Origin of the sequence: Roseovarius dicentrarchi (assembly GCF_003316635.1) — a bacterium.
GTDB classification, from domain to species: Bacteria; Pseudomonadota; Alphaproteobacteria; order Rhodobacterales; family Rhodobacteraceae; genus Roseovarius; species Roseovarius dicentrarchi.
In genome coordinates, this window is the sequence record NZ_QNQP01000006.1 from 37611 (window position 1) to 58715 (window position 21105).

The 21105-nt window shown below is 60.3% G+C and carries 22 protein-coding genes; 11 read left to right on the forward strand and 11 right to left on the reverse strand.

All coding sequences use genetic code 11. From position 1 onward, the window contains the following. Positions 1–151 precede the first annotated feature (151 nt). A complete protein-coding gene (gene mutS / locus DQ230_RS05930) occupies positions 152–2773 on the forward strand; it encodes a DNA mismatch repair protein MutS (protein WP_113911794.1) in 2622 nt (873 codons plus the stop codon). Between the two features lie 65 nt (positions 2774–2838). On the opposite strand, the gene DQ230_RS05935 is transcribed toward mutS, so the two are convergent. Together DQ230_RS05935 and hrcA are read right to left on the reverse strand one after the other, a co-directional pair. Continuing rightward, complete coding sequence (locus DQ230_RS05935; RefSeq protein ID WP_113911657.1) at positions 2839–3399, reverse strand: nucleotide exchange factor GrpE; 561 nt, start codon at positions 3397–3399, stop codon at positions 2839–2841. An 11-nt stretch (positions 3400–3410) separates the two neighbouring features. Continuing rightward, positions 3411–4475, reverse strand: a complete 1065-nt coding sequence (gene hrcA / locus DQ230_RS05940; RefSeq protein ID WP_113911659.1) for a heat-inducible transcriptional repressor HrcA — start codon at positions 4473–4475, stop codon at positions 3411–3413. 117 nt (positions 4476–4592) lie between these two features. On the opposite strand from hrcA, the gene rph reads away from it, so the two are divergent. Genes rph through hemW form a run of 3 tightly spaced genes read left to right on the forward strand, consistent with a single transcriptional unit; the run spans position 4593 to position 7060 of the window. Further along, positions 4593–5309 carry a ribonuclease PH gene (gene rph, locus DQ230_RS05945; RefSeq protein ID WP_113911661.1) on the forward strand — a complete coding sequence of 239 codons (717 nt, stop codon included), beginning with the start codon at positions 4593–4595 and terminating at the stop codon, positions 5307–5309. After that, positions 5302–5910, forward strand: coding sequence for an RdgB/HAM1 family non-canonical purine NTP pyrophosphatase (gene rdgB / locus DQ230_RS05950; protein WP_113911663.1), 609 nt, complete (start codon positions 5302–5304; stop codon positions 5908–5910). The genes rph and rdgB overlap by 8 nt, the downstream gene beginning before the upstream one ends. Beyond that, the gene (gene hemW / locus DQ230_RS05955; protein ID WP_203228009.1) at positions 5903–7060 is read left to right on the forward strand and encodes a radical SAM family heme chaperone HemW; all 1158 of its coding nucleotides are present in this window, start codon (positions 5903–5905) and stop codon (positions 7058–7060) included. Before rdgB ends, hemW begins: the two co-directional genes overlap by 8 nt. Before the next feature lie 3 nt (positions 7061–7063). On the opposite strand, the gene DQ230_RS05960 is transcribed toward hemW, so the two are convergent. From DQ230_RS05960 to hemJ, 7 genes are all read right to left on the reverse strand, one after another. Continuing rightward, positions 7064–7966, reverse strand: coding sequence for a ParB/RepB/Spo0J family partition protein (locus DQ230_RS05960; protein ID WP_113911665.1), 903 nt, complete (start codon positions 7964–7966; stop codon positions 7064–7066). Positions 7967–7980: 14 nt separating this feature from the next. Further along, the gene (locus tag DQ230_RS05965) at positions 7981–8790 is read right to left on the reverse strand and encodes a ParA family protein (protein ID WP_113911667.1); all 810 of its coding nucleotides are present in this window, start codon (positions 8788–8790) and stop codon (positions 7981–7983) included. Then, positions 8783–9391 carry a 16S rRNA (guanine(527)-N(7))-methyltransferase RsmG gene (gene rsmG, locus DQ230_RS05970; protein WP_113911668.1) on the reverse strand — a complete coding sequence of 203 codons (609 nt, stop codon included), beginning with the start codon at positions 9389–9391 and terminating at the stop codon, positions 8783–8785. The genes DQ230_RS05965 and rsmG overlap by 8 nt, the downstream gene beginning before the upstream one ends. Beyond that, on the reverse strand, positions 9388–11256 hold the full coding sequence (gene mnmG, locus DQ230_RS05975; RefSeq protein ID WP_113911669.1) for a tRNA uridine-5-carboxymethylaminomethyl(34) synthesis enzyme MnmG: 1869 nt from the start codon (positions 11254–11256) through the stop codon (positions 9388–9390). Before mnmG ends, rsmG begins: the two co-directional genes overlap by 4 nt. A 12-nt stretch (positions 11257–11268) precedes the next feature. Further along, entirely contained in the window at positions 11269–12552 is a 1284-nt protein-coding gene (gene mnmE, locus DQ230_RS05980; protein WP_113911670.1) for a tRNA uridine-5-carboxymethylaminomethyl(34) synthesis GTPase MnmE, read from the reverse strand. 25 nt (positions 12553–12577) lie between these two features. Then, positions 12578–13852, reverse strand: a complete 1275-nt coding sequence (gene rho, locus DQ230_RS05985; protein ID WP_203228010.1) for a transcription termination factor Rho — start codon at positions 13850–13852, stop codon at positions 12578–12580. Positions 13853–13970: 118 nt separating this feature from the next. Further along, positions 13971–14420 (reverse strand): protoporphyrinogen oxidase HemJ, encoded by a 450-nt coding sequence (hemJ, locus tag DQ230_RS05990; RefSeq protein WP_113911671.1) that lies wholly within the window; start codon positions 14418–14420, stop codon positions 13971–13973. A gap of 415 nt (positions 14421–14835) precedes the next feature. Between hemJ and DQ230_RS05995 the strand changes: the two genes are divergently transcribed. Genes DQ230_RS05995 through dnaQ form a run of 4 tightly spaced genes read left to right on the forward strand, consistent with a single transcriptional unit; the run spans position 14836 to position 17540 of the window. Further along, a complete protein-coding gene (locus DQ230_RS05995) occupies positions 14836–15435 on the forward strand; it encodes a Maf family protein (protein WP_113911672.1) in 600 nt (199 codons plus the stop codon). Then, positions 15432–16265 (forward strand): shikimate dehydrogenase, encoded by an 834-nt coding sequence (locus tag DQ230_RS06000; RefSeq protein WP_113911673.1) that lies wholly within the window; start codon positions 15432–15434, stop codon positions 16263–16265. Before DQ230_RS05995 ends, DQ230_RS06000 begins: the two co-directional genes overlap by 4 nt. After that, positions 16262–16855: a dephospho-CoA kinase gene (coaE, locus tag DQ230_RS06005; RefSeq protein WP_113911674.1), complete on the forward strand. Its 594-nt coding sequence runs from the start codon at positions 16262–16264 to the stop codon at positions 16853–16855. Before DQ230_RS06000 ends, coaE begins: the two co-directional genes overlap by 4 nt. Then, positions 16848–17540 (forward strand): DNA polymerase III subunit epsilon, encoded by a 693-nt coding sequence (dnaQ, locus tag DQ230_RS06010; protein ID WP_113911675.1) that lies wholly within the window; start codon positions 16848–16850, stop codon positions 17538–17540. The genes coaE and dnaQ overlap by 8 nt, the downstream gene beginning before the upstream one ends. A 50-nt stretch (positions 17541–17590) precedes the next feature. On the opposite strand, the gene secB is transcribed toward dnaQ, so the two are convergent. Both secB and DQ230_RS06020 read right to left on the reverse strand, forming a co-directional pair. Continuing rightward, the gene (gene secB, locus DQ230_RS06015) at positions 17591–18103 is read right to left on the reverse strand and encodes a protein-export chaperone SecB (protein ID WP_113911676.1); all 513 of its coding nucleotides are present in this window, start codon (positions 18101–18103) and stop codon (positions 17591–17593) included. A 72-nt stretch (positions 18104–18175) separates the two neighbouring features. Continuing rightward, positions 18176–18649, reverse strand: coding sequence for an FxsA family protein (locus tag DQ230_RS06020; protein ID WP_113911677.1), 474 nt, complete (start codon positions 18647–18649; stop codon positions 18176–18178). A gap of 112 nt (positions 18650–18761) precedes the next feature. Here DQ230_RS06020 and DQ230_RS06025 point away from each other — a divergent pair, with 112 nt between their 5' ends. The 3 genes from DQ230_RS06025 to DQ230_RS06035 are packed head-to-tail and all read left to right on the forward strand — an operon-like array spanning position 18762 to position 21045. After that, positions 18762–19418 carry a Tim44/TimA family putative adaptor protein gene (locus DQ230_RS06025; RefSeq protein ID WP_113911678.1) on the forward strand — a complete coding sequence of 219 codons (657 nt, stop codon included), beginning with the start codon at positions 18762–18764 and terminating at the stop codon, positions 19416–19418. Continuing rightward, complete coding sequence (gene mltA / locus DQ230_RS06030) at positions 19415–20449, forward strand: murein transglycosylase A (RefSeq protein WP_113911679.1); 1035 nt, start codon at positions 19415–19417, stop codon at positions 20447–20449. Before DQ230_RS06025 ends, mltA begins: the two co-directional genes overlap by 4 nt. Further along, a complete protein-coding gene (locus DQ230_RS06035) occupies positions 20449–21045 on the forward strand; it encodes a Smr/MutS family protein (protein ID WP_113911680.1) in 597 nt (198 codons plus the stop codon). The genes mltA and DQ230_RS06035 overlap by 1 nt, the downstream gene beginning before the upstream one ends. Positions 21046–21105: the final 60 nt, after the last annotated feature.

A 21105-nucleotide genomic window follows, 5' to 3' on the forward strand; every position in this document is an offset into this window, starting at 1 on the left:
GCGTCCTGAAAATGCGTTATATCTATGCATAGCGGCCAAATGCGCCCGCCTCAACTGCTCAGGTATTCGGGGCTTTCGCCGCGCGGCGTTGGTTTGTAGGTTCCCCGCAGACGAATGGGAGCATGCAGTGAACACGGGCACAGCCACGCCGATGATGGCGCAGTATCTGGAGATCAAGGCCGAACATCAGGGCGCCCTGCTGTTCTATCGCATGGGCGATTTCTACGAGCTGTTCTTTGACGATGCCGCCCTCGCTGCCGAGGCGCTGGACATCGCGCTGACCAAACGCGGCAAGCATGAGGGCAAGGATATCGCCATGTGCGGCGTGCCTGTGCATTCCGCCGAAGGCTACCTGCTGACGCTGATCCGCAAGGGGTTTCGCGTCGCGGTGTGCGAGCAGCTGGAAAACCCGGCGGAGGCGAAAAAGCGTGGCAGCAAATCGGTGGTCAAGCGCGGCGTTGTCCGGCTGGTCACGCCCGGCACCCTGACTGAGGACTCGCTGCTGGAGGCGCGGCGCCACAATTATCTGGCCGCCATCGCCGAAGTGCGCGGCGCTTATGCGCTGGCCTGGAGCGATATTTCCACCGGCGCCCTGCACGTCATGTTGCTGGAGGCGGCGCGCATCGGTCCCGAACTGGCCCGCCTTGCCCCCAGCGAGGTTCTGATAGCGGACGGGTCAGAGACTGATTTGCCCAATTTAGTGACTGAATCAGGGGCCGCTGTCACTCCGCTTGGGCGCTCGGCCTTTGACAGCACCAGTGCGGGCGCCCGGCTGTGCGCGCTGTTTGGCGTCACGTCGCTGGATGCGTTCGGCACGTTCGAGCGGGCGGAAATTGCCGCCCTTGGCGCCGTGGTCGAGTATCTGGAGATCACCCAAAAGGGCAAGCTGCCCCTGCTGCAACCGCCGCAACGGGAAAATCTAGACGGCGTCATGCAGATTGATGCCGCCACGCGGCGCAACCTTGAACTGACACATGCCTTGTCCGGGGGGCGGGCCGGCACGCTTCTGGCGGTCATGGACCGCACCGTTACCGCAGGCGGCGCGCGCTTGCTGGAGCGGCGTTTGTCGGCGCCGTCGCGGCGACTGGACGTGATACAGGCGCGGCTGGATATGGTGTCTTTTGCCGTGGAACAGTCTCGATTCCGTCAGGCGCTGCGCGACCTTCTGCGCAAGGTTCCGGACCTTGACCGCGCGCTGTCCCGCCTCGGACTGGATCGCGGCGGGCCGCGCGACCTGGCCGCCGTGCGCAACGCGCTGGAGGGCGCAGAGTCCATCGCCGAGCTGATGCCGCAGGGTGACATGCCGCCCGAATACGGTCAGATGGTGGCCGATCTGACCGGCCATGACACGCTGGCGGACCTGCTGGATCAGGCGTTGATCGCCGAACCGCCGCATCTGGCGCGGGATGGTGGGTTTATCGCGGCGGGGTATGACCCCGATCTGGACGAGGCGCGGCAACTGCGCGACGAAGGGCGCGGCGTCATTGCCAAAATGCAGGCCGAATATGCGCAGCAAACCGGCATTGCATCGCTGAAGATCAAGCATAACAACGTGCTGGGCTATTTCGTCGATGTGACCGCGACGCACGCCGAAAAAATGCTGTCAGCGCCCCTGAACGAGACGTTCAAACATCGCCAGACCACCGCAAATCAGGTGCGTTTCACCACCGTTCCCCTGTCGGAAATGGAGACGCGGATCCTGAACGCCGGCGGGCGCGCGCTGGAGATTGAAAAACGGCTCTATGACGCGCTGAAAGGCGCCATTCTGGCCGAAGCAGCGAAGCTGACCCAAGTGGCACGCGCCTTGGCCGAACTGGATCTGACGGCGGCATTGGCCGATCTGGCGGTCGAATGCGGCTGGTGCCGGCCTGAGGTGGATGACAGCCGCACGCTGAACATCGTGCAGGGGCGCCACCCGGTCGTGGAACACGCGCTGCGCAGTCAGGGCGCCGGGCCGTTCGTTGCCAATGATTGCGCCTTGGGCGGCGCCAGCGATATCTGGCTGCTGACCGGCCCGAACATGGCGGGCAAATCCACATTCCTGCGGCAAAATGCACTGATCGCGCTGCTGGCCCAAACGGGCAGTTTCGTGCCTGCGAAATCTGCGCATGTCGGCATGATCAGCCAGCTGTTCAGCCGCGTTGGCGCCTCGGACGATCTGGCGCGCGGGCGATCCACCTTCATGGTGGAAATGGTGGAAACCGCCGCGATCCTCAATCAGGCCGACGCGCAGGCGCTGGTTATTCTGGACGAAATCGGGCGCGGCACGGCTACCTATGACGGGCTGTCGATTGCGTGGGCCACGCTGGAGCATCTGCACGATGTCAACGGTTGCCGGGCGCTGTTTGCCACCCATTACCACGAGCTGACCAACCTGTCGGAGAAACTGGACCGCGTCGACAACGCCACGGTCACGGTCAAGGAACATGAGGGCGACGTGATTTTCCTGCACGAGGTCCGGCGCGGTGCCGCTGACCGGTCCTACGGCGTGCAGGTGGCGAAACTGGCCGGCCTTCCGGCCGCCGTGATCGACCGTGCGCGCGTGGTGCTGGACGCGCTGGAGCGCGGCGAGCGTGAGGGCGGCAGCGCCCGGCAGGCGTTGATCGACGACCTGCCGCTGTTTTCAACCCGCCCGGCGCCGCCGCCGGCCCGCGCTGCACCGTCGCAGGTGGAGGCCGCGCTGCGGGATGTTCTGCCCGACGACCTAAGCCCGCGCGATGCGCTTCAGGTGATCTACGACCTGAAATCGCTGCTTGACCAGGATAGCCCCTGAAAACGAAACAGCGCCCCGAACGTACATTCGGGGCGCTGTTGTTTCACGGCGGTCTTGCCGGCAAATCAGTCCTTCATGGACGACACACCCACCTGCGCCGGGCGCAGAATGCGGTCGTGCAGCATGAACCCCTCGGCCGATACCTGAATGATATCGCCGGCCTTGGTGCCGGGCAGCGGCGCCTCGAACATCGCCTCGTGATGCTGCGGATCGAACCGGTCGCCAACCTGCGGCGACACGATGCGCACGCCGTGCTTGGCAAAGATCGAGATCAGCTCGCGCATCGTCAGCTCGATCCCTTCGATCAGGGCGGCGGATGCCTCGCGCTGATCCTCGCCGATGGCGTCAACGGCGCGTTTCATATTGTCGTACACCGGCAGCAGGTCGCGGGCCAGTTTCGAGCCGCCGTAGTTTTCAGCCTCCCGGCGGTCACGGTCGGCGCGCTTGCGCACGTTTTCCGCGTCTGCCAGTGCGCGCATGAATTTGTCCTGAAACGCATCCCGCTCGGCGCGAAGTGTATCCAGCTCGATCGCCTCGTCGGAAATCTCTGCCCCTGCGTCGTCATACGCTTCGGCCTCGGCCTCTGCTATGTCGTCGAGGAAATCGTTTTCGTTACGCTCTGCCATGTCTTAGCCCTTCAACTTCTATCGGCGATCAGCTTGCCCACCAACTGCGCCGTATAATTCACGATCGGAACGATGCGCCCATAGTTGAGCCGTGTTGGTCCAATGACCCCCACGGCGCCGACGATCTTCCGGTCAGCGTTCATATAAGGAGAGACGACCAAAGAGGAACCCGAAAGTGAGAAAAGTTTATTCTCGGACCCGATAAAGATGCGCACGCCCTCGCCCTCATCGGCCAGTTCCAGAAAATTGGCAATGTCGCGCTTGCGTTCCAGATCATCGAACAGCGTGCGGATCCGTTCCAGATCCGCCTCATCGCCGCCCGCGTTCAGCAGGTTGGAGCGGCCCCGGACAATCAGCCGCTCTGGTCCCTCGCCCTCCCCGGTCCAAACGGCAAGGCCGCTCTCGACCATGGCGCGCGCCAGCTGGTCAATCTCCTGCCGACGCTCGGAGATATGACGGGCGATGACGGTCTGCACTTCGCTCAGCGTCTTGCCCTCGACCAACGCGTTCAGGAAATTCGCCGCCTCCCGCATGGAGCTGGGCGTCTGCCCCGGCGGCGGGGTGAATATGCGGTTTTCGACGTGCCCATCCGCGAACACAAGAACCACCAGCGCACGGTCATGGCCCAGCCCGACAAATTCGATATGTTTGATCGGCGCCTCATGTTTGGGCGCCAGAACCAGCGACGCGCCCTGCGTGACACCCGACAATGTCTGCCCGATCCGGTCCAGCACCCCGGCGACATCCTGCGCGTTCGAGGATGTTGAGCTGTCCATCAGTTCGCGGTCGGCGGTTTGCAGATCGCCGACCTCCATCAGGCCATCGACAAACATGCGCAGGCCGCTTTGCGTGGGAATGCGGCCGGCGCTGACATGCGGGCTGTCCAGCAGGCCCATGAATTCGAGGTCTTGCATCACGTTGCGCACGGTTGCGGCGCTGATTTTCTCGCTCATGTCGCGGGTCAGGCTGCGCGATCCGACGGGCGATCCGGTCAGCAGATACCCTTCGACCACGCGGCGAAACACCTCGCGCGACCGGTCGTTCATCTCTTCCAGCAGCTTTCTGCCGTCGCTCATATCAGGTTCCTTGCCTTGCATGGGCAGTAAAGGCCGCACAGTGCGCGCCGTCAATCGGGGTTGCCATACCGGCCCGCGCCCCTGTATTGGCGCGCTAAACAGCCAAGAGGTACTATCATGCGTCCGTCGGGAAGAAAACTAAACGAAATGCGCGCCGTTTCAATCGAAACAGGTGTGACAAAGCACGCCGAGGGATCCTGCATGATCCGCGTGGGCGACACCCACGTTCTGTGCACCGCCACGATCGAGGACCGCGTGCCGCCCTTTATCAAAGGGTCCGGCCTGGGCTGGGTCACCGCAGAATACGGCATGCTGCCCCGCTCTACAACATCGCGGATGCGACGCGAAGCGACGGCGGGCAAGCAAGGCGGGCGCACCGTGGAAATCCAGCGTCTGATCGGCCGCAGCCTGCGCGCCGGTGTTGACCGCGTCGCGTTGGGCGAGCGGCAGATCACCGTCGATTGTGATGTCATTCAGGCCGATGGCGGCACACGCTGCGCGGCGATCACCGGCGGCTGGGTCGCGTTGAAGCTGGCTGTTCAGAAGCTGATGAAAACCGGCGCGGTTGTGTCGGACCCGCTGACCGATCCGGTCGCGGCTGTGTCTTGTGGCCTTTATGCCGGGCAGCCGGTGCTGGATCTGGATTACCCCGAAGACAGCGAGGCCGGCGTTGATGGCAATTTCATCATGACCCAATCGGGCAAGCTGATCGAGGTGCAGATGTCCGCCGAGGGCGCGACGTTCAACCGCGACCAGATGAACCAGCTGATGGATCTGGCCGAGCAAGGCGTTGCAGAACTGGCCGCCGCGCAGATGGCGGCAATCAATGCGTAAATTTACCGGCGATACGCTGCTGGTGGCCACACATAACGCAGGCAAGCTGGCGGAAATCGTCAGCCTGCTGGCGCCATACGGCATCAAGGTCGTGGGCGCCGCCGAATGCGATCTGCCCGAACCCGATGAGACTGAAACCAGCTTTGCCGGCAACGCCCGGATCAAGGCGCACGCCGCCGCACAGGCAACCGGCCTGCCCGCCCTGTCCGACGATTCCGGGATCGAGATTGACGCACTCGGCGGCGCGCCTGGTGTCTATACCGCCGATTGGGCTGAAACCCCCAATGGCCGCGACTTTGCCATGGCAATGACGAAAGCGCATAAGAAACTGCTGGCAAGTGGCGCCGCCCAGCCATGGACCGCCCGGTTTTGCTGTACGCTGGTCCTGGCCTGGCCCGATGGCCATGATGAGATATTCCCCGGAACGGTCGAGGGCCAGATCACCTGGCCGATGCGCGGCCACAAGGGCCACGGCTATGATCCGATTTTTCAGCCGTCCGGCTATGATGTAACCTTTGCTGAAATGGAGCCCGATCTGAAAAACCGTATCAGCCACCGCGCCGATGCATTTGCCAGATTGGTGAAGGGCTGCTTTGATTGAAGACTGGCGCCAGGGCGGCTTTGGCCTGTATCTGCACTGGCCGTTTTGCGCGGCTAAATGCCCCTATTGTGACTTCAACAGCCACGTCAGCAATTCTGTCGATCATGACGCGTGGCGCGACGCCTACCTGCGCGAGATTGACAGATATGCGGCTCTTACACCGGGCCGCGTTCTAAGCTCGGTCTTCTTCGGCGGCGGCACGCCCAGCCTTATGCCAGCGGAAACGGTTCACGCCATTCTGGAGCGCATCCGCCACCATTGGACCCCGGCGAACGATCAGGAAATCACGCTGGAAGCGAACCCCGGCTCGGTCGAGGCTACGCGTTTTGCCGGCTACGCCGCGGCGGGCGTGAATCGGGTCTCGATGGGCATTCAGGCACTGAATGATGCCGATCTGCGGCGACTGGGCCGTATTCATTCCGTCTCCGAGGCGCGCGCCGCTTTTGATATTGCGCGGTCCCAGTTTGATCGGGTCAGCTTTGATTTGATCTATGCAAGACAGGATCAGACGCTTGCCGATTGGCGCGCCGAACTGACCGAAGCCCTGTCAATGACGATCGATCACCTTTCGCTGTACCAACTGACGATTGAACCCGGCACAGCCTTTGGCGCGCGGTTCGATGCAGGCGGGCTTCGCGGTTTACCCACGGACGATCTTGCCGTTGATATGTATGAGGTGACGCAGGAGCTGTGCGAATCCGCCGGAATGCCCGCCTATGAGGTGTCCAACCACGCGGCGCCCGGATCGGAATCGCGCCACAACATGATCTACTGGCGCCAGGGCGATTACATCGGAATAGGGCCCGGTGCGCATGGTAGGCTCACTTTGGGCGACACTCGCTGGGCAACGGAGGCGTACTCAAACCCGGCAAAATGGCTGACTGCCAGCCAGGACGCCAAGACCGAGAAGCCTTGGACATCGACGCCAGCGCACGACCGCGCTGGCGAATACTTGATGATGGGCCTGCGTCTATCCACGGGAATAGACATGCAGCGATATGAACATCTGGCCGGTTCCGCCCTCCCCCAATCCACCATCGACAGGTTGGAAGAGCTTGGGATGGTTCACCTGGATGGTCCGACCTTGGCAGCGACCCCTCAGGGGCGCATGGTTCTGAACGCTATCATAACTGAATTGTTGCCCGACTGACCGCTACCGGCCGGTCGACATGATCCGGCAAAGCGCGTCCAGATCATCCAACGTCTTGTAGCTGATCGTGATTGAGCCACTTTCGGCGCCATCCTTGTGATCAATCGACACTTTCATACCCAAATTCGCCGACAGATCGTTCTCCAACGCGGTGGTGTCGGCTGATTTTGCATTCCCGCGGGCGGCAGGCTTTGAGGACTTGGCACCGTCAGGATTAAGCGCCTCCGCCGCCTTCCGGACCAGCTTTTCCGTGTCGCGAACGGACAAATCGCCTGCGATAACCTTCTTGGCCAGCGCAACCGGATCGGGCGACGTGATCAAGGTCCGCGCATGGCCCGCCGACAGTTTGCCTTCGGTCACATAGGCCTGAACGGCCTCGGGCAGCTGCATCAAACGCATCGTGTTCGCGATATGACTGCGGCTTTTACCCAACGCTTCGGCCAGCTTTTCCTGAGTATGTCCGAATTTATTCATCAACTGAACGTACCCCGCGGCCTCCTCGACCGGGTTCAAATCGGCGCGCTGGATGTTTTCAATGATCGCGATTTCAAGAACTTCGGTATCGTCGAAATCGCGAATGACGACAGGTATCTGGTGCAGGTTGGACTGCTGTGCAGCGCGCCAGCGGCGTTCACCAGCGACAATTTCATATCCCTCGCCTTTGCGGCGCACGATCAGGGGCTGAATAATGCCTTTTTCCTTGATCGATGCGGCGAGATCATTCAGCAACTCCGGGTCAAACCGGCGGCGTGGCTGGTCCGGGTTGGCAACAACCTGTTCGATTGGGACCATCATATCCGGCTGTCTTGGCGCCGCCTCCGGCCCGGTTGCAGACTCCCCGACATCCGCCATCAGGGCCGACAATCCCCGACCCAATCCGCGCTGTCGCTGTACTTTTTCCACCATCTTCTGCTCCTCGGTCACGCCGCTACCAGCGCACGATTTTTCATCAATTCAACAGCCAACGCCCTGTAGGCTTCGGCCCCCCGCGACTGCGGATCATAATCAATCACCGACATCGAATACGACGGCGCTTCGCTCAGCCGGACGTTTCGTGGAATCAAGGTTTTGAACACCAGATCGCCCAGGTTGTCACGGGCGTCCTTCTCAACCTGCCCCGACAGGTTATTTCGTGCGTCGAACATGGTCAAAACGACGCCCTCAATGCCCAGCTTGGGATTGGCAGATTGCCGCACTTCCCGAATTGTCAGCATAAGCTGCGACAGACCTTCCAACGCGAAAAACTCACTTTGAAGCGGGACCAGAACAGAATGTGCCGCAACCATTGCGTTAACTGTCAGCAGGTTCAGCGACGGCGGGCAATCAATCAGGACATAATCCAGATCGTAGCGATCCATCGCAGTCTGCCGCAAGGCATCATGCAACAAAAAGCTTCGCTTTTCATGCGAGATCAGTTCGATATCGGCAGAACTCAGGTCAACCGTTGCCGGAATAATCATCAAGTTTTCCGAACTGGTCGGCTGAATAACCTGCCCCAGGTCAATATCCTCCAGCAACAACTCATAGGTCGTGAATTCACGATCTTCGGCCTGAACGCCCAAGCCGGTAGAAGCGTTTCCTTGCGGATCCAGATCGACAATCAAGACACGTGCGCCTTTTTCAGCAAGCGCTGCGCCCAGGTTGATCGTAGTGGTCGTCTTGCCAACGCCGCCCTTTTGATTGGCGACTGCAATGATCCGCGGTCCGTTTGAACGTGTAGGGTCAAGCACGCGACAGCTCCTTTATGCTTAAAATTGCGGCGTTGGGGTCAAGCTTACTTATATCGGCCGTGTATTCGAAATCCCATTTCGATTTTGCGTCGGCCACTTCTTTCCGCCACTTTTCGCCTTTGGCGAATATGCAGGTTGCGCCGCGTTTCAGGTGCTTGTGTGCGAGGCCCAGCAGCGCCGTCAGATCTGCCAATGCCCGCGCGGAGACGATATCCGCGTTCTGCGGCACCAGATTTTCGATTCGGTCGTTGATGACATTCCCTTTTACGCCCGCCTCGCGCAATGCCGTGCGCAGAAAGACACATTTTCTGGCGTCGCTTTCGACCATAGTGACTGCCCCTCCTGGGTTCAACTCATGCGCAAGAATGGCCGCAACGACACCGGGAAATCCCCCACCCGAGCCAAAGTCCAACCAGAGCGAAAATCGATCAGGCGCAGCTTCGTAAAACTGAACAGAATCGAGAATGTGCCGATCCCAGATCACTTCACGATCCAGACGCGATACCAGATTTATCTTTGGCGTCCACTTAAGCACAGTGCTTTCGAATATGCGAAGCCGTTCAATTGTTTCACGTGAAACATCGCCAAGTGTATTTTTCACGCGCTTCGGCCTTCTGATAAACGCCTGATACGAGCAAGGAGCAACGTCAACGCTGAAGGCGTCATTCCGTCAATCCGCGCCGCATGGGCCAAATTCGCCGGGCGGACGGCGTTCAGCTTGGACTTCAATTCATTCGATAGACCGCCCAAGCAGTTGTAATCGAAATCCTTTGGGATCAACTGAGCGGAATCACGTTGCAAAACAGCAATATCGCGATCTTGGCGCGAAATGTAGTTTGAATAGAGGGCATCATTCTCCAACTGCTCCCCAATATCCGCATCAATATCGCCAAGCGACGGCTCCAACCGGTGCAAATGCGAAAGCTTGACCTCGGGGATGGCAAGAACCTGAAAGCCCGATCTGCGCGACCCATCCTGGTTTACAGTCAGACCGAGATCCGCCAACTGACGCGGAGTTACGATTATGTCATCCAACCGCATCCGCGCGCTACTCAGCTTGTCCGTCTTGAGCTCAAAGCTGATCTTCCGCGCCTCTGATACGCATCCAATCGCAATTCCCCGGCTGGTCAGGCGCTGATCCGCATTATCCGCCCGCAACGATAGGCGAAATTCAGCGCGGGACGTAAACATTCGATAGGGTTCGGACACGCCCCTTGTGATTAGGTCGTCAATCATTACGCCAATATAGCTCGAAGACCGGCTGAAGACCTCGGCCTCCTCTCCAGCGGCGGCGCGCGCAGCGTTCAGCCCGGCCACCAGCCCTTGCGCCGCCGCTTCCTCGTATCCGGTCGTGCCATTGATTTGTCCGGCGAGGTAGAGGCCCGGCACATCGCGCACGGCCAGTGTCGCATCAAGTGACCGCGGGTCCACGTAATCATATTCGATTGCATAGCCGGGTTGCAGGATTTCCGCCTTTTCAAGGCCAAGGATTGACCGAACATACTCGGTTTGAACCTCGGCGGGCAAGGATGTCGAAATACCGTTCGGATAGATCGCGTGATCTGACAGACTTTCCGGCTCCAGGAATATCTGGTGGGACGTTTTATCCGCAAAGCGGACGATTTTATCTTCGATCGATGGACAGTACCGAGGGCCGACACCGTCAATGTGGCCGCCATACATTGCCGACCTCGACAGATTATCGCGAATAATGTCGTGGGTGGCTTCGTTGGTGTGCGTGATTCCGCAGGCAATCTGCTTAGCTTGCACATCTTTAGACAAAAACGAAAACAGGCTGGGTTCGTCATCACCGGGCTGGCTTTCCAGCTTTGCCCAGTCGATAGACCGCCCGTCCAAACGCGGCGGCGTTCCAGTCTTCAGCCGACCCATCGCCAAACCAAAGCCGTCAATCCGCTCCGCAAGCTTTATGGAGGGATCTTCGCCCATCCGGCCACCCGGATAGGACTGATCGCCAATATGGATAACGCCGCGTAAAAACGTGCCGGTGGTCAGGACGACAGAAGCGGCCGACACCTCGGATCCGTCCCGCAGAACGACCCCGGCAACTGCGCCACCTTGCATTTTAAAATCGACGACTTCCGCCTCAATGATCGCCAAATTTTCGCACTGTGACATCTCATCCAGCATTTTCGACCGGTAAATGTGACGATCAGCTTGGGCGCGCGGTCCCCGCACTGCGGGCCCCTTACGCTTGTTAAGCAATCTGAACTGGATGCCGGCCGCATCGGCCACCCGACCCATGACCCCATCCAGAGCGTCGATTTCCCGCACCAGATGGCCTTTCCCAAGACCACCAATGGCAGGATTGCATGACATCACGCCGATTCCCGATTTCCTCAGCGTGATAAGCGCGGTACGCGCACCCATCCGTGCCGCAGCGTGGGCAGCATCGCAGCCGGCGTGTCCCCCGCCGATGACAAGAACGTCAAAGTCACAATGTTTCACGTGAAACACTCCTTACTTGCCAAGGCAGAAGCTGGCAAAAATCTCATCGAGGATATTGTCGATATCCACCCGTCCTACCAGAGAATCAAGCGCACGAACAGCGCTGTGCAGCTCCTCCGCCGCAAGGTCGGCGGTATCAGGGTTACCCGCCAAGGACAGCGCGGCGCGCAAATATTCCACGCCCCGCTGCATTGCCTCCTTGTGGCGAAGCCGGATTGCAACGCCAGCCTGGGATGCACGACCGCTCAAAGTGTCGGCGATCCTTGCGACAAGATCATCCACACCGGCGCCGGTTTGCCCGGAAATACCGGGATACGCACCGACGTGGATATCGCTTTTTGCCAGCAGGATGATGTCATCCGGCTGAGGGTCAATCGGCAACCCCTCCCCCGGCTCGACCAATATCACACGCAAATCCGCCTGCAACGCGCGCATCTTTGCGCGCTCCACGCCTATCGCCTCGACGCGGTCATCTGTATCGCGCAAACCGGCTGTATCCAGTAGCGTGACCGGCAGCCCCCGTAGATCCATCCGAACTTCGATCACATCGCGAGTTGTCCCCGCAACGTCTGACGTGATCGCGGCATCCCGGCCCGCCAACGTATTGAGCAAGGTAGATTTTCCAACGTTGGGCGATCCCAGAATAGCGACCTCAAATCCTGTGCGAATCCGCTCCGCCACCACAACCCCGAAAATTTCCCGGTCAAGATCTGCAATCACGGCGGAAACCAAGGCGGTGACCTCGGGCGATACGTCGACCGGAACATCCTCATCGGCGAAATCTATTGTCGCTTCGATCAGGGCGGCGGCCCGAATGAGATCGCGCCGCCATCGCTCCGCGCGGGCGCCAAGATCGCCCGACAGCACACGCAACGCTTGCGTGCGCTGCACCTCGGTTTCGGCGTCGATAAGGTCAGCAAGACCTTCGATCTGCGCGATGTCCAGGCGTCCATTTTCCAGCGCCCGGCGCGTGAATTCGCCCGGTTCGGCCATTCTCAGACCGTCCTGCGCTGCCAAGGTATTGAGAACGGCGGATACGACCGCAATACCGCCATGTACCTGAAACTCAACGCTTTCCTCGCCGGTAAAACTGGCATCTTTGGCGAAGGTCAGAACCAGTACCTGGTCCAGCACACCGCCTGCCGCGTTTTTCAGCGTGCGAACTGATGCGATGCGGATGGGCGGGACGTCACCACACAAGGAAAGGCACGCCGCGAAAGCGTGCGGGCCGGATACCCGCAACACAGATACGCCCGCCTTGCCCTGCGCCGAGGACATTGCAAAGATCGTTTCCACGACCGCCCCCCAAATTATGTGAGTGTCAGGTATTCATCGAATCGAAGAATTCAGCATTCGTTTTCGTCTGCCTGAGCTTGGAAATCAGGAACTCAACGGCGTCCGTCGTGCCCATCGGGTTCAGGATGCGGCGCAGGACGAACGTCTTTTGAAGGTCCATCTTATCGACCAAAAGCTCTTCTTTGCGGGTGCCGGATTTGAGGATGTCGATGGCCGGGAACACCCGCTTGTCCGCGATCTTGCGATCCAGAACCAATTCGGAGTTGCCGGTGCCCTTGAATTCTTCAAAGATCACCTCGTCCATCCGGCTGCCCGTATCAATCAGCGCGGTCGAGATGATGGTCAGCGACCCACCCTCTTCGATGTTTCGCGCGGCGCCGAAGAAACGCTTGGGACGTTGCAGGGCGTTCGCGTCCACGCCGCCCGTCAGAACCTTGCCCGAAGACGGCACGACGGTGTTGTAGGCCCTACCAAGTCTTGTGATCGAGTCCAGAAGGATCACCACATCTCGCTTGTGTTCCACCAGACGCTTGGCTTTTTCGATGACCATTTCGGCGACGGCGACGTGCCGTGTCGCAGGCTCATCAAAGGTCGAGCTGACGACCTCGCCCTTGACCGAGCGTTGCATGTCCGTGACTTCCTCGGGTCGTTCGTCAATCAGCAGAACGATCAGGTAGCATTCGGGGTGGTTACGCTCGATACTGGCCGCGATATTTTGCAAAATCACGGTCTTACCCGTCCGCGGCGGCGCGACGATCAGCGACCGCTGGCCCTTGCCGATGGGTGCGACCAGGTCGATGATGCGCGCCGTCTTGTCCTTGATGGTCGGGTCGTCGATTTCCAGCGTCAGACGTTCGTCTGGATATAGCGGGGTCAGGTTGTCGAACGCGATCTTGTGGCGCGCCTTTGCGGGATCCTCAAAGTTGATTTGCGCAACGGTGGTCAGCGCAAAATACCGTTCTGTATCGTCGGGTTGCTTCATCTCGCCTTCGATGGTGTCGCCGGTGCGCAGCGAATAGCGGCGGATAATGTCGGGCGACACATAAATATCGTCAGGACCGGGCAGATAGTTCGCCTCGGGCGAGCGCAAGAAGCCGAAACCGTCCTGCAAAACCTCGATCACGCCATCGCCGAACACTTTCCACCCGTCCTCGGCCCGTTCCTTGAGGATGGAGAACATCATCTCGCCCTTGCGCATGGTCGAGGCGTTTTCGATCTCCAGCTCTTCTGCCATGGCAAGCAGGTCTTTGGCGGTATGCGCCTTGAGGTCGCACAGGTTCAAACGGTCATCATCGGACATGGATCAGCCTCACAGGCGCGTCGGCGCAAACATCAAAAGATCATCAGGGAATTGCATAGCCCCGGACGGGGCGCATGGCCGATTGATTACGCGCTGTCTGCGCCTGAGTCAATCCGGCCTAGAATTTCAGAACCACCGAAAAGACGATGACGATCAGCAGCAGCGTCGGCACCTCGTTCATCATGCGGAACCTGCGGCCGGGCACGGTGCATGTGCCGGCAACCAGTTCCTTGCGGCGCATTGCCAGCCATTGATGAAACCATGTCATCGCCAGCACGCTTGCCGCCTTGGTCCATGGCCAGACGGACGACCAATCAACCACTCCGGGCGTCATGACCAGCGCCAGACCGAACACCCAGGTCGAGATCATCGCCGGGTTCATGATAGCGCGCAGCAGCCGCCGTTCCATCACCTGAAAGATCTCATCCCGGCTATCGCCCTTCTGCGCGGCCTCGACGTGATACACGTACAGTCTGGGCAGATAGAACAGCCCCGCCATCCACGCGATCACGGAGATGATATGAAGCGATTTCGTCCAAAGATAGAAATCAGACAAGATTGAGAGCATGAGACGCCTCCGGCGACTTTTTCTTCTTAATAATAAATAGAGATATAGAGAAAGAAGATGATTAGGTAGGGGCGTTGTTCGCTGTGGATTATTCACCTGCACACAGGTTGGTCCACAGGGAAGCCAGGCGGGGATAAAGGTGTTGACTTGATTTATCTGTGACGATTATCAATCTCACAAGATGCTGATATCAAAATAATATCTAGAAATCTGAAATATAATGCTGCCGCATCCCGGCCTGTGTATAACTGCCATTTCTACCGATTCCTACAGCGTGGGATTCCGTACAATCCACTATGGGACAGCCGGGTTGAACGGCGCTGGGACGGGGCCATTATCCCCGTCAAAGTGGCGCCGCCGCTGAAATGTGGATAAGACGGGGGCATTCACCACCACTTGCCCATGAGTTGTCCACATGACTGTCCGCATCCTTCTTGCCTCCAGCTCTGAAATCCGCGCAACGCTGCTGCGCAACGCGGGCGTTGCGTTTGAAACGCACGCCCCCCGCGTTGACGAGGATGCGGCCAAGGCGGCGCTTGCGTCGGAAAGTGCAAAACCACGCGATATCGCCGATGCCCTGGCCGAAATGAAAGCGCGCAAGATAAGCGACCGTCATCCCGATGCGCTGGTCATCGGCTGCGATCAGGTGCTGGAGCTGGACGGCGCGGTTCTGTCCAAACCTGCGACGGCAGAGCAGGCCATCGCGCAGCTGGCGCAGATGCGCGGCCAGTCGCATCGCCTGATCTCAGCGGCGGTAATATGTGAGGGCGGCGCGCCCGTGTGGCGGCACATTGGCGTTGTTGAAATGCAGATGCGCCCGGTATCGGACGCCTATCTGGCCGATTATGTTGCGCGCAACTGGGACAGTATCCGCCATACGGTCGGCGCCTACAAACTGGAAGAGGAAGGCGTGCGGTTGTTCGGGCGGATCGACGGGGATTACTTCCACGTTTTGGGCTTGCCCCTGCTTGAATTGCTTGGCTTTCTGATGACGCGAGGAGTGCTGGACACATGACAGAGCAAAAAATACCCTTGGCCGGCGTGATCGGATCGCCCGTTGCCCATTCAAAGTCACCGAAAATTCACAGCCACTGGCTGAAAACCATGGGGTTGCCCGGTCATTACGTTCCTATGGATGTCAGCGCCGATAATCTGGCCGACGTGCTGCGTGTGCTGCCCGCCGCGGGCTTTGTCGGCGTCAATATCACCATTCCGCACAAGGAAAAGGTGCTGGATCTAGCCGATGTTGTCACCGATCGCGCGACGTTGATCGGGGCCGCCAACACGCTGATTTTCCGCGAAGATGGCAAGATTCACGCAGATAATACAGACGGCTACGGATTTATCAAAAATCTGGAGGGTGCCGAATGTGGCTGGAATGCTGCCGCCGGGCCCGCCGCTGTGCTGGGTGCCGGCGGCGCATCGCGCGCGGTGATTGCCGCGCTGCTGGATGCGGGCGTGCCTGAACTGCTTTTGTCGAACCGCTCCCGCGTGCGTGCCGATGCGCTGGCGCAGGAATTTGGCAAGCGCGTGCGCGTGTTCGACTGGGTGCAGGCCGGCAACATGCTGGAGCATTGCGCAACGGTGGTGAACACCACGTCGCTGGGCATGACCGGCCAGCAGCCTTTGCGCGTGCCGCTGGACGGATTGCAAAAAGGTGCGGTTGTCACCGATATTGTTTACGCGCCGCTGCGCACCAAACTGCTGGACGTTGCCGAGCAGATGGGCTGCCACACCGTTGATGGCCTCGGGATGCTGCTGCATCAGGCGGTTCCGGGGTTCGAGCGGTGGTTCGGCCAGCGGCCCGAAGTGGACGCCGCGACGCGGGCTGCCGCATTGCAATGACGTATCTATTGGGCCTTACAGGGTCGATTGGCATGGGAAAATCGACGACGGCGCGCATGTTTGCCGATCTGGGCTGCGCGCTGTGGGATGCGGATGCGGCGGTGCACCGTCTATATGCGCCGGGCGGCGCGGCCGTGGCGCCCATGCGGGCGGTTTTTCCAGACGCGATCGAGGATGGCGGCGTATCGCGCGCCCGGCTCAAGGCGATCTTGGCCGCCGACGACACCGCGCTGGCCCGGATCGAGGGCATTGTTCACCCGCTGGTTGCGTCCGACAGACAAGCGTTTTTGTCCGAAACAGAGGCTGATATCGCGGTTCTGGACATCCCGCTGCTGTTCGAGGGCGGATTTGACGCGATGATGGATGCGACGGTGTGCGTCACGGCCCCGCCGGACGTTCAGCGCGCCCGCGTGATGGAGCGCGGCACGATGAGCGCGGCACAGTTCGAGGCGATCCTGGCCAAGCAGATGCCCGATGCAGAAAAACGCCGCCGCGCGACATGGGTTGTCACCACTGACACGCTTGAAAATGCCCGTATGCAGGTGCAGGGTATCGTCGATGACATCAGGAAGGGCCGGGCCCATGCGTGAGATCGTATTAGACACTGAAACCACTGGGTTCGAGCCTGAGCAGGGTGACCGCATCGTCGAAATCGGCGCGGTTGAATTGCTCAATCACATGCCGACGGGGCGCACATATCACCAGTATATCAACCCGCAGCGCGCCATGCCCGAGGATGCGTTCAAGGTGCATGGGCTGGGCGATGATTTTCTGCGGGACAAGCCGCTGTTTGCCGACGTCGCGCAGGCATTCCTCAGCTTTATCGGTGACGCCAAGCTGGTCATTCACAACGCTGCGTTTGATATGAAATTCCTCAACGCCGAACTGCGCTGGCAAAACCTGCCGCAGTTGCCGTGGGAACAGGCGATCGACACGCTGGCCATCGCGCGCAAGAAATTTCCCGGCTCGCCCGCGTCGCTGGATGCGCTGTGCCGGCGGTTCAATATTGATAATGGCGCGCGCACGTTGCACGGCGCCCTGCTGGATTCGGAAATTCTGGCCGAAGTGTATCTGGAGCTGATCGGCGGGCGTCAGCCGAATCTGGTCATGTCCACGGATCAAAGCCGAAGCAAGGGATCAGGCACGCAATCCGATTGGCGCCCTGCGCCGCGCCAGCGCCCCCTGCCCGCCCGCCTGACGGCCGCCGAGGCCGAGGCGCATGACGCATTCATCAAAACGCTTGGCGATGCGCCGCTGTGGTCAACGCTGGGATAGAGAAGTTTCAGGCCGCGCCGGGCGGCCTGAAATGCCTTGGCAGTATGCGTTCAGGCGTCGGCGCGCTGGCCCTTCTGGGCTTGGATGCGCGCGATTTCCTGACGGTAGATCGACACGAAATCAATATTTTCCAGGTTCAGCGGCGGGAAGCCCCCATCGCGGGTCACGTCCGATACGATCCGGCGGAAGAACGGGAACATCATGCGCGGGCATTCGATCATCAGGAACGGATGCAGTTGGTCCTCTGGCACGCCTTCGATGTGGAACACGCCGGCATATTCCAGCTCCAACACGAACAGATCCTCATCGGTGCCTTTGTTTTTCGAGTTGATCTTGAGCTTGGCGATCACCTCGTACTGGTTTTCGGTGCTGCGCTTTTTCGGCTCCAGATGCACGTTGACGGTGATGTCGGGTTGAACTTCGCCGCCGGTGCCACGCTGGGCCAGAATGTTCTCAAACGACAGATCGCGCACGAACTGCGTCAGGGTGTTCATCTTTACTTGCGGTTGCTGCTGGGGCTGATCGTTCTGCGCGCCCTCGGCGCCATTTTCCTGCTCGGCCATTGGGATCTCCTTGTTGGACGAAATTTGGTTAGACGAAATATGCGCCAGAATTAGCAGGTCGGCGGTGCTGCCTCAATCCCTGGTCCAGCCGGATGGGCCGCGCGGCGTATCCTCGGGGGGGATTTCGTGGTAATCACCCTCGATCGTGGTGGGGCCGCGCGTGCGCGGCGCGCCTTGCGGTGTGGTGCTGAAGCTCTGGACGTTAACCCTTTTGCGCAGATAGGCAAAGGCCGCGCGCCGAAACGGCGGCGTCAGCAGCGCAAATCCCAGCGCGTCGGTGAAAAACCCCGGCGTCAGCAGCAAAACGCCCGCAATCAGGATCATCGCGCCATGGGCCAATGGCTCGGTCGGGTCTGTCTGCTGCGAGAATGATCCGCGAAGCTGGCTCATGGCCAAGGCCCCCTGCGCCCGGACCAGCCACGTGCCCAAAACCGCGGTCAGCAGCACGATCAGCAGTGTCGGCCACAGCCCGATGACCCCGCCAACCTGAATGAACAGGCCGATTTCAATCAGCGGAACCAGTATGAACGCTATCAATAGCCACATGAGCGGGTGCATCCTTTGTTTTGCGGCGCGCCAAGGTGGACTTGGCACGTGGTCACGCCTACATATGATCAACAACACTCGGTTTTCAACGCATTGCCTGAATGAGGTCCTAATGAACTCGCCCGTTTTGCAGCTTCTGGTGCTCGCCGGCATCGCTGTTTTCCTGATCCTGCGGCTCAGAAGCGTCCTTGGCACCCGCGACGGGCACGAGCCGACGCGCGAGGTGCAAGCGCCGCAAAAACCGCGCGCGCACAACCTCGAAGTGATCGAGGGTGGCCCGGATCACGACATCATTGACCACGTCCCCGAGGGCAGCGATACCGCCGCCGCCCTGGCCCGGATGAAACGCGCCGAACCCTCCTTTGGCGTGACAGATTTTCTGGGCGGCGCCCGCGGCGCGTATGAGATGATCCTGATGGCGTTCGAGCGCGGCGAGATTGACGATATGCGCCCCTTCCTGTCCGAAGACGTCTATAACTCCTTTGCCGAGGTCATCGCCATCCGCGAGGAAAAAGGCCTGACCATCGAATCCGACTTTATCGGTATCCGCGACATGACGCTGACATCGGCGGCATTTGACGAGGCCAGCAACACGGCCGAAATCACCGTCCGCTTCGTGAGCGAGCTGGTATCGGTCGTGCGCAGCGGCGATGGCGAGATTCTGGAGGGCGAGCCGGGCAAGGCACAACGCCAGAAGGATACATGGACGTTCGAGCGTGTCATGGGCGCCGACGATCCCAACTGGCGGCTCGTCGCCACGGGCGAATGATCAGGGCGGCACTCGCCGCCTTGATGCTGGCGCTGCCATGGGCTGGCAGCGCAGCCGCGTCGGATATCAACTATGATATTCTCAGCTTTGCCGATCTGGACGGGTGGCAGGATGACGATCACGCCAGCGCGTTGAACGTCTTTGCGCAGACGTGTCAGGATATGAAAGGCTTTGATTGGCGCCCGCTTTGCGCGCTGGCGCAGCAAAAGCCGGGCGCGCGCGAATTTTTCGAGCTGTTTTTTCGCCCGGTTCTGATCAGCGATGGCAAGCCGGCGCTGTTCACGGGCTATTTCGAGCCGGAGCTGAACGGCGCGCTGCGCCCCGATAGCCGGTTTAAGTACCCGCTATATCGCCAGCCGCCCGAGGCGCGCGCGCAATCCCCATGGCTGACGCGGCGGGAAATTGAAACTGGCCCCGTCATGAAGGACCGGGGACTGGAGATTGCGTGGGTCGATGACCCGGTAGAGCTGTTCTTTCTGCAAATCCAAGGGTCTGGACGCATCCGCCTGACAAATGGCCGGACGATACGCGTGGGATATGGTGGCAAGAACGGTCATGAATACAGCTCCATCGGGGCCGAGCTGGTGCGGCGCGGCACGTACAACCTGCATCAGGTTTCGGCGCAAGTAATCAAGAATTGGGTCCGGCGCAATCCTGACGCGGGCGCCGAACTGTTGATGCACAACGACTCATACGTGTTTTTTCGCCAGATCGACGATCTGGACCCCAACCATGGCCCGCGCGGGGCAATGAATCGTTCGATCACGACGGGCCGCTCGATTGCTGTCGATCCGGCGTTCATCCCATTGGGCGCGCCTGTCTGGATCGAGAAGGCCGGCGCCGAACCGGTGCACCGGCTGATGGTGGCGCAAGATACAGGATCGGCGATCAAGGGTGCGCAGCGCGCCGATTTGTTCATGGGCACAGGCGATGCCGCCGGGCGCGCCGCCGGAACCCTGCGCGATGCGGGCCGTATGCTGGTTCTGATGCCGATCCAGCGCGCCTATGCGATGGCGCCGGATGCGATGTGATGAGCCGCCGTCGCCTGCGCCCCGAAGAGTTGGACCTGTGGAAGCAGGTGGCACAGACGGCGACGCCGCTGGACCCTGTTCAGCCGCGCCCCAAAACGCCCGCTCAAACCATCGAACGTCCTGCCAAACCCGCGCAGAAGACGCCCGCGCCGCCGGTCAAGCCCTTCTCGCTGGGACAAAAAGCGACGCAGGGCCGGCCCGCGCATGATGTCCTGCCGGGCCTGACCGACCGGATGCGCGCCCTGCCCGTCACCATGGACCGCAAGGCCTATGGCAAGTTGAAAAAGGGCAAGCTGGCACCCGAGGCGCGCATTGATCTGCACGGCATGACCGTAGATCGCGCGCATGGTGCGCTTTCGGGGTTCATTTTCCGCGCGCACAGTCAGGGCAAACGTCTGGTTCTGGTGATTACCGGCAAGGGACGGCGCAGTGACGATGGCGGCCCCATGCCGGTGCGCCAAGGCGTTTTGCGCCATAACGTGCCCCATTGGCTGAGCATTCCGCCGCTGTCGGGGCTGGTGATGCAGGTCACGAACGCGCATAACCGTCACGGCGGCGGCGGCGCCTATTACGTCTATTTGCGGCGCCCCAGATAATTTGGGACGCCGTGTGTCGTGATGTTGGATTTGGGTATTTTTACCAAGAAAAAACCCAAG

Bases quoted from the DNA above. Each gene is read 5' to 3' on its own strand.
- DQ230_RS06020 (WP_113911677.1), bottom strand. From the start codon at position 18,649: ATGTGGCTATTGATAGCGTTCATACTGGTTCCGCTGATTGAAATCGGC.
- DQ230_RS06000 (WP_113911673.1), top strand. From the start codon at position 15,432: ATGACAGAGCAAAAAATACCCTTGGCCGGCGTGATCGGATCGCCCGTT.
- DQ230_RS05960 (WP_113911665.1), bottom strand. From the start codon at position 7,966: ATGGTGGAAAAAGTACAGCGACAGCGCGGATTGGGTCGGGGATTGTCG.
- secB (WP_113911676.1), bottom strand. From the start codon at position 18,103: ATGGCCGAGCAGGAAAATGGCGCCGAGGGCGCGCAGAACGATCAGCCC.
- hemJ (WP_113911671.1), bottom strand. From the start codon at position 14,420: ATGCTCTCAATCTTGTCTGATTTCTATCTTTGGACGAAATCGCTTCAT.
- DQ230_RS06025 (WP_113911678.1), top strand. From the start codon at position 18,762: ATGAACTCGCCCGTTTTGCAGCTTCTGGTGCTCGCCGGCATCGCTGTT.
- DQ230_RS06035 (WP_113911680.1), top strand. From the start codon at position 20,449: ATGAGCCGCCGTCGCCTGCGCCCCGAAGAGTTGGACCTGTGGAAGCAG.
- mltA (WP_113911679.1), top strand. From the start codon at position 19,415: ATGATCAGGGCGGCACTCGCCGCCTTGATGCTGGCGCTGCCATGGGCT.
- DQ230_RS05995 (WP_113911672.1), top strand. From the start codon at position 14,836: ATGACTGTCCGCATCCTTCTTGCCTCCAGCTCTGAAATCCGCGCAACG.
- hrcA (WP_113911659.1), bottom strand. From the start codon at position 4,475: ATGAGCGACGGCAGAAAGCTGCTGGAAGAGATGAACGACCGGTCGCGC.
- rph (WP_113911661.1), top strand. From the start codon at position 4,593: ATGCGTCCGTCGGGAAGAAAACTAAACGAAATGCGCGCCGTTTCAATC.
- rho (WP_203228010.1), bottom strand. From the start codon at position 13,852: ATGTCCGATGATGACCGTTTGAACCTGTGCGACCTCAAGGCGCATACC.
- mutS (WP_113911794.1), top strand. From the start codon at position 152: ATGATGGCGCAGTATCTGGAGATCAAGGCCGAACATCAGGGCGCCCTG.
- rdgB (WP_113911663.1), top strand. From the start codon at position 5,302: ATGCGTAAATTTACCGGCGATACGCTGCTGGTGGCCACACATAACGCA.
- coaE (WP_113911674.1), top strand. From the start codon at position 16,262: ATGACGTATCTATTGGGCCTTACAGGGTCGATTGGCATGGGAAAATCG.
- DQ230_RS05935 (WP_113911657.1), bottom strand. From the start codon at position 3,399: ATGGCAGAGCGTAACGAAAACGATTTCCTCGACGACATAGCAGAGGCC.
- dnaQ (WP_113911675.1), top strand. From the start codon at position 16,848: ATGCGTGAGATCGTATTAGACACTGAAACCACTGGGTTCGAGCCTGAG.